Consider the following 6,010-nt stretch of genomic DNA (forward strand, 5'->3'; position numbering starts at 1 on the left):
GGGGGACCTGCTGTGGCGCGGGGCCCGGCTGGGCCGCCGGTACCGGCATCCCGGCGCCCTGTGGGGGTGGGGCGGCGGGGAGCGGCATGCCGGTACCGGCGGCCAGGGCGGCGGCGATGACGGGGGAGCCGGAGGAGGCGGTCAGCCGGGCTCCGGCGCCGTTCGTCTCGCCGACCAGGCGGTCCACCGCCGCTGTACCGGAGCTGTAGCCCAGCTCGGGTACCGCGGGCTCGTAGAGGACCTGCTCCAGGCCGGCCACCAGGCGGTGGACATCGGTCTCGGGGCGTACCACGAGCCGCAGGAAGCGGCTGGACGAACCGATCTTGTTGCCGCACTCGCGGACCAGAATCCGGTGCTCGGTGAGCAGCCGGTCCCGGACCACGGTGCCCTCGGCGCCCACAGGGAGGCGCACGAAGAGGAAGTTGCCCTGCGAGGGATAGACGGTGAGCCCCGGCAGCGCGGACAACTGGCTGGCCATCTCCAGCCGGTCGCGCCGCACCTGAAGCAGACTCTGCGTGTACTCGGCACGGTGCTGCTTCAGCATGAACACCACGTACTCCGCGAAGGAGTTGAGGTTCCACTTGGGCAGCATCGAGCGGACCTTGTTCGCCAGGCCCGGACTGGCCACCAGATACCCGAACCGGATGCCGTGCAGCCCGAAGTTCTTGCCGAGGCTGCGCAGCACGATCACGTTGGGCCTGAGCATCGCCTCCTGCACCACACTGGGCTCCGCCTCGGCGTCCGCGAACTCCAGGAACGACTCGTCGATCACCACCAGGTCCAGGTCGGCCATCGCGTCCATGAACTGCACGACCGACTGCCGGGGCAGGAAGCCGCCGTCGGGATTGTTGGGGTTGCAGATGACCGCCACCCGCGTCCCCCGCGCCCGGATGAACTCGGCGTACCGGCCGAGGTCAAGCGCGAAACCGCCTGCCTCCGGGAGCGGGAACATGTCGACCCGCTTGCCGGTCTCCATCGGCTGGTCGGTCCAGCGGCCGAAGGTCGGCACCGGCACCGCGAGCGACTCGCGGACCAGCAGATGGTCGATCCAGGTGATCAGCTCGGTCGACCCGTTCCCCATCGCCACGCACTGCGGCGGAAGTTGGAGCAACTGGCACAGCTCGGCCGTGATGGTGTCGGCACTGCTCGGGTAATACGTGATGATCTCGCGCAGCCGGGACGCCATCTCCTCGAACATCGCCGGCGTCGGGAAGTAGGGGTTGCAGGGGATGCAGAAGTCCACCGGACCCGTACCGTCGCTCTCCCGCACCAGCGCCGCCATCGAAGGGCTGTGCGCGGCGGTGCTGCGGAACAACGAGGTGACGTTGTCAGGCAAGGGGACCTCCGTCGAAGGGTGGCCCGCGCGGGGGGCGCGGGCCACCCATGCATACGGAGGACTCCGGGGTGGTGTTCAACTCACCCTCGCTGTGACCTCCTTCACCCGGCGTACGCCCCTCACGCCCCCGACCTGCGCTTGTTCCAGACGTCGAAGCCGACCGCCAGCAGCAGCGCCAGCCCCTTGATCACCTGCTGCCAGTCGGTGCCGACGCTCAACAGGTTCATCCCGTTGTTCAGCACCCCGAGCACCAGCCCGCCGATGATCGCGCCGAGCACTGTGCCTACCCCGCCGCTCATGGAGGCGCCGCCGATGAACGACGAGGCGATGGCCTCCAGTTCGAAGTTGACGCCCGCCTTCGGCGACGCCGCGTTCAGCCGTGCGGCGACCACCAGCCCGGCGAGCGCCGCGAGGACCCCCATGTTCAGGAAGACCAGGAAGGTGACCTTCTTGTCCTTCACCCCGGAGAGCTTCGCCGCGGGCAGGTTGCCGCCGATCGCGTACACATGCCGGCCGAAGACCGCGTTGCGCATGAGGTACCCGTAGCCGACGACCAGCGCGCCGAGGGCGATCAGGATGATCGGGGCGCCCTTGTAGCTGGCGAGCAGCAGGGTCAGGACGAGGATCGCGGCGACCAGCGCGGCCAGCTTCAGCGCGAACAGCCTCAGCGGAGGTACCTGGAGAGCGAACTCCCGCTGCCTGCGCCGCCCTTGGACCTCCTGCCAGACCACGGCCGCGATCAGTACCAGACCCAGCAGCAGCGTCGGATTGTGGTAGTCGGTGTCGGGGCCGAAGGCGGGCAGGAAGCCGTTGCCGATCTTCTGCAGCCCGTCCGGGAACGGCCCCAGGGTCTGCCCCTTCAGCAGGATCTCCGTCAGCCCCCGGAACAGCAGCATCCCGGCGAGCGTCACGATGAACGACGGGATGCCGAGATAGGCGATCAGATACCCCTGTACCGCCCCCGCCGCCGCGCCCACCAGCAGACACAGCACCAGCGCCAGCGGCCAGGGCACGTCGTGCCGCACGCTCAGCACCGCCAGGAACGCCCCGACGAACGCGGTCAGCGAGCCCACCGACAGGTCGATATGCCCCGAGATGATCACCAGCATCATCCCGATCGCCAGTATCAGGATGTAGCTGTTCTGCAGTACCAGGTTGGAGACGTTGCGCGGCAGCAGCAGGTCCCCGTCGGTCCACACCGCGAACAGGACCACGATCAGGCCGAGCGCGATCACCATCCCGTACTGGCGCATGTTGCGGCGCAGGCCGTCCAGCATCAGCCGGAGCACGCCCGGCCCGGCGGGCGGTCCGCCGCGCTCCGGCGGGGCCGGAGCCGTCACGTCCGCGCTCATGGCGTCACCTCTTCGTCTCTGGTCATCAGGCGCATCAGCGCTTCCTGCGTGGCCCCGGCCCGCGGCACCTCGCCGGTCAGCCGGCCGGCGGCCATGGTGTAGATCCGGTCGCACATGCCGAGCAGCTCGGGCAGTTCGGAGGAGATGAAGACCACCGCCCGGCCCTCGGCCGCGAGCCGCCCGATCACGGTGTAGATCTCGTACTTGGCGCCCACGTCGATGCCCCGCGTCGGCTCGTCCAGGATCAGCACGTCCGGGTCCGCGAAGATCCACTTGCTGAGGACGACCTTCTGCTGGTTGCCGCCGGACAGCCGGCCCACCGGCTCCAGCACGGTCGGTGCCTTGATGTTCATGGCGGTGCGGAACCCCTCCGCAGCCCGCCGCTCCGCGTGCTCGTCCACGATCCCGCGCCGGGCCACCTTGCCGAGCGCGGTCAGCGAGACGTTGCGGTGCACGGTGTCGATGAGGTTGAGCCCGTAGTGCTTGCGGTCCTCGGTGACGTACGCGATCCCGTGCCCCACCGCCTCCGCCACGGTCCGGGTACGGATCTCCCGGCCGTCCTTCAGCACCGTGCCGCCCGCGTACCGGCCGTAGGAGCGGCCGAACACGCTCATCGCCAGCTCGGTGCGGCCCGCGCCCATCAGCCCGGCGATGCCGACGATCTCGCCCCGGCGCACCTCGATGGACACGTCGTCGACGACCTTGCGCTGCCGGTCGATCGGATGCCGTACGGTCCAGCCGCGCACCTCCAGGGCCGGGGCCGTACCCGGCTCCGGCTCATGCGGCGGGCGTTCGGGGAAGCGGTGGTCGAGGTCGCGGCCGACCATGCCCGCGATGATCCGCTCCTCGGTGGTCCCCGGCGCCCGCACGTCCAGCGTCTCCACCGAGCGGCCGTCACGCAGGACGGTCACCGAGTCGGCGACCCGGCGGATCTCGTTCAGCTTGTGCGAGATCACGATGCAGGTGATGCCCTGTGCCTTCAACTCCAGGATGAGATCGAGGAGTTTGCCGCTGTCCTCGTCGTTCAGGGCGGCCGTCGGCTCGTCCAGGATCAGCAGCCGCACCGACTTCGCCAGCGCCTTGGCGATCTCCACCAACTGCTGCTTGCCGACGCCGATGTCCGCGACCCGGGTCTCCGGATGCTCGTCCAGACCGACCCGCCGCAGCAGCTTCGTGGCGTGCCGCAGGGTCTCCGTCCAGTCGATCAGACCGCGCCGGGCGTGCTCGTTGCCGAGGAACAGGTTCTCCGCGAGCGAGAGATACGGCACCAGCGCCAGTTCCTGGTGGATGATGACGATGCCCTGCCGCTCACTGGCCCGGATGTCCCGGAACCGGCACTCCTCGCCCTCGAAGAGCACCTCGCCCTCGTAACTGCCGTACGGGTGGACCCCGGAGAGCACCTTCATCAGGGTGGACTTCCCGGCGCCGTTCTCCCCGCAGATGGCGTGCACCTCGCCCGGCCGGACGGTCAGGGTGACGTCGGACAGGGCGGTGACGCCGGGGAAGGTCTTGACGATCGAGCGCATCTCGAGAACGGGTCCCGCCATGGCCGCGCCTTCCAGGTCGTGGGAGTGAGCCGTCACTTGAGCTGGGACTCGGTGTAGTAGCCGCCGTCGACCAGGACCTCGCGGTAGTTGCCCTTGTCGACGCTGACCGGCTGCAGCAGATAGGCGGGCACGACCTTGGCGCCGTTGTCATAGGTCTTGGAGTCGTTGACCTCGGGCTTCTTGCCGCCCAGGGTGGCGTCCACCATGTTCGCGGCGACCTCGGCGAGCTTGCGGAGATCCTTGTAGACGGTCTGCGTCTGCTCCCCGGCGATGATCGACTTCACCGACGCCAGCTCCGCGTCCTGCCCGGTGACGACGGGCAGCGGCTTGCCCTTCCCGCCGTACCCGTCCGACTTCAGCGCGGACAGGATGCCGATGGAGATGCCGTCGTACGGGGAGAGCACCGCGTCGACCCGGCCGGAACGGTACGCCGAGGTCAGCAGGTCCTCCATGCGGTGCTGGGCGGTGGTGCCGTCCCAGCGCAGCGTGGTGACCTGATTGAGCGCGGTCTGCCCGGACCGCACCACGAGCTGCTTCTTGTCGATGTAGGGCTGGAGCACCTTCATCGCGCCGCCGAAGAAGTACTTGGTGTTGTTGTCGTCGTTGGACCCGGCGAACAACTCGATGGAGAACGGCCCCTTCTTGCCGCTGTCCAGCCCCAGCTTGTGCGCGATGTAGGTGCCTTGCAGCTCGCCGACCTTCTCGTTGTCGAAGGAGGCGTAGTAGTCCACGTTCTTGGTGCCGAGGATCAGCCGGTCGTAGGCGATGACCGGGATGTGGGCGTCGGCGGCCTCCTGGAGCACGTTGTTCAGGGACTTGTTGTCGATGGCCGCGATGATCAGGCCCTTGACGCCCTGGGTGATGAGGTTCTCGATCTGGGCGACCTGGGTGTCCGGGTCGTCCTCGCCGTAGACCAGCTTGGTCTTGTAGCCCTTCGCGCGCAGGTCCTTGACGACGTTGGCGCCGTCCGCGATCCAGCGCTCGGAGGACTTGGTCGGCATGGCGACGCCGATGGTGCCGCCCTTGGCGTCACCGCCCTTGTCCTCGGCTCCGCCCTCCCCGCTCTGCCCACAGGCGGTCAGGGTGAGGGCGAGTACGGCGGTCGCGGCGAGAGCGACTCTGCGGGGGCGTGCGGTGTACCGGTCGCGCATGGGGAACCGTCCTTGTTCGTCTCGGCGTTGAGCGGGTCGGGCCGTGCGGTGGTGCGGGATCAGTCCGTTGTGGGGAAGCGGTGCAGCGGGCCGGGGAGGCGGGTACCGAGCGGGGCCATGCCGCCGTCGGCGCCGTGCCGGGCGAGCAGGTCGAGGACCAGCCGGCCGCGCCGCACCCGCTCCCGTGCGGTGTCCAGGGCGACCCCGCGGAGGTGGGCGCCCCAGGGGTAGATGCCGGGCGCCTTCGACAGGCCGAACTTCAGATACAGCGGGGCGCCGCGCCGGATCAGCTCGGCCACCTCGTACATCCGCACCTGGCCGCCCAGGTCGTCCGGCGCCTCGATGTACATGTCCATGGGGGCGGCGGACACCCGGCGGATCTCGGTGAGGTGGGCGAGGGTGAGATCGCCGGGCACGTTGATCGAGTCCGCGCCCAGCCGCTCGAACACCGCGTAGGAGACCGGGTTGACCGGGCCGATCAGCGCGGAGACCTTCAGCGTGGTGTCCGCCGGGAGCACCCCCGACTCCCGCGCCCGGTGCAGCGCCCACAGCACGCCCTCGTCGGCCACCAGCAGGCAGCGCACGCCGAGTTCGGTCGCGCGCACCGCGTCCTCGACACAGCCG

Annotated in this window: 4 protein-coding genes and 1 pseudogene; all 5 read right to left on the reverse strand. The window is 69.4% G+C overall.

Translation table 11 applies throughout. The annotated features are described in order from the left end of the window. Positions 1-1,336, reverse strand: a 1,336-nt coding sequence (locus GT030_RS23620) for a histidinol-phosphate transaminase (RefSeq protein WP_161202817.1), incomplete at its 3' end; no start/stop codon positions are given. Between the two features lie 119 nt (positions 1,337-1,455). Next, positions 1,456-2,688 carry a multiple monosaccharide ABC transporter permease gene (gene mmsB / locus GT030_RS23625; protein ID WP_161202818.1) on the reverse strand — a complete coding sequence of 411 codons (1,233 nt, stop codon included), beginning with the start codon at positions 2,686-2,688 and terminating at the stop codon, positions 1,456-1,458. Further along, a complete protein-coding gene (mmsA, locus tag GT030_RS23630) occupies positions 2,685-4,235 on the reverse strand; it encodes a multiple monosaccharide ABC transporter ATP-binding protein (RefSeq protein WP_161202819.1) in 1,551 nt (516 codons plus the stop codon). Before mmsA ends, mmsB begins: the two co-directional genes overlap by 4 nt. A gap of 32 nt (positions 4,236-4,267) precedes the next feature. Further along, positions 4,268-5,386: a multiple monosaccharide ABC transporter substrate-binding protein gene (chvE, locus tag GT030_RS23635; protein WP_161202820.1), complete on the reverse strand. Its 1,119-nt coding sequence runs from the start codon at positions 5,384-5,386 to the stop codon at positions 4,268-4,270. A 59-nt stretch (positions 5,387-5,445) separates the two neighbouring features. Continuing rightward, a pseudogene (locus GT030_RS23640) lies at positions 5,446-6,010 on the reverse strand (hypothetical protein); the annotation flags it as partial.

Source organism: Streptomyces sp. SID1328 (assembly GCF_009865595.1).
Taxonomy (GTDB): Bacteria; Actinomycetota; Actinomycetes; order Streptomycetales; family Streptomycetaceae; genus Streptomyces; species Streptomyces griseoluteus.